Below are 1476 nucleotides of genomic sequence, written 5' to 3'. Positions count from 1 at the left end.
CTCCCTGAGCAGTATCCATGGGTCTTCAATCCCGAACTCCTGCCTGGAAGTACGCAGGAGGACTGGCGGTTTGACGCGACCCGACTCATGGCCCTCCCTTACGGCCGATATACGTTCGAAGGGCTTACCGAGGCGACGGTCCGAAAGGACTTGGAGGCGCGACTGGCCGCCCTCCTGCGATACACCGAGTGGGCTCTCGGCCTCACCCTGTCGGACGCTCGGGAACAGCTACTCCCTTATGCAGCCGAATACTGGGTGGCACGGCATTGGTTGGAGGACTATGCAGCGGAGGCCGGACCGTGATCAGCATCGAGCAGGAATCCAGCCGCGATTCGCTGGGGAATTACCGATACCGTATCTACAAAGACAAGATACTGGTCGCCCGCTACTGGCACGATTTTCGCGGCGAGGAACACGGCATCCAATTCGTGAACGGAACAAGTGACCGATGGCCCGTCGGTCGCATGACCGATTTCCTCGAAGGGGGTGGCCCAGAGCCGCTTGTGCTGAGCGAGCGCGGCCTGGCTTATCTGGATCAACGGACGTAAGCGCTACGGGCGGGTATTGGCCGGACGCGCACTGGCACTGCTACGCTTCGGCATCAAGCGGCTTTTGTGGAGACGGTCCGTTGAAAACGATCGGGATGCTCGGCGGCATGTCCGCCGCCTCCACGCAAATCTATTACCGGCAATTGTGCCGGCTAACGAGCGAGCGGCTCGGCGGCCTTCATTCGCCGGAGCTGCTCATCCGCTCGCTCGACTTTGCGGGTATCGAAGCCCTCCAGGCCGCGGGAAACTGGGATAAGGCCGGCGACATCCTCAACGCGGAAGCGATGGCGCTCGAGCGCGGGGGTGCCGGATTCCTTATCCTGGCCACGAACACGATGCATAAGCTGGCGGACCGGATGATGCGGGGTGTCTCGATCCCCCTGCTGCACATCGCCGACGCCACGGCGGCAGCGGTACGGAAGAGGGAACGACGTCGGCCCGGACTGATCGCGACCGCTTTCACCATGGAGCAGTCGTTCTATCTTGACCGCCTGGTGGCGGCGGGACTCGATCCCATTGTTCCCGAGGCTGCCGATCGTGCCGATGCACACCGGATCATCTACGAAGAGCTTTGCCGCGGTGTCACGACGAGCGAGAGCGAGGCTCGCTTCATTGCCATCGCCGCCCGGCTCGTCGAGCGGGGTGCGGACGGCGTGATTCTGGGATGCACCGAGGTGGGTATGCTGCTCAATCAGGAAAACGTATCCGTGCCTGTGTTCGACACGACCCTGATCCATTGCGAGGCCGCTTTGGATTTCGCTGGAGTATCCAATGACTAAAGTAAAAGTTGCAGGTTTCGGCGTCTCGCTGGACGGTTTCGCTGCGGGAGCATCCCAGCGTTTAGAGAACCCGCTTGGCCTGCGCGGGCCCGAACTTTTTCAGTGGTTTTTCCCAACGCGGACGTTTCGCCAGATGCAGGGAAAAAAGG

General features: G+C 61.4%; 3 protein-coding genes. All 3 read left to right on the top strand.

The features are described 5' to 3' along the window. A partial coding sequence (locus AC1DT2_RS23175; protein WP_477299024.1) for a hypothetical protein occupies positions 1-303 on the top strand: 303 nt, incomplete at its 5' end. Next, positions 300-548, top strand: a complete 249-nt coding sequence (locus tag AC1DT2_RS23170) for a hypothetical protein (RefSeq protein WP_477299023.1) — start codon at positions 300-302, stop codon at positions 546-548. The genes AC1DT2_RS23175 and AC1DT2_RS23170, both read left to right, overlap by 4 nt. A 95-nt stretch (positions 549-643) precedes the next feature. Then, positions 644-1327 carry an aspartate/glutamate racemase family protein gene (locus AC1DT2_RS23165; RefSeq protein ID WP_477299022.1) on the top strand — a complete coding sequence of 228 codons (684 nt, stop codon included), beginning with the start codon at positions 644-646 and terminating at the stop codon, positions 1325-1327. Positions 1328-1476: the final 149 nt, after the last annotated feature.

Source organism: Luteibacter sp. P4_E6, from assembly GCF_056401535.1.
This window is presented reverse-complemented; position numbering and strand designations above follow the sequence as displayed.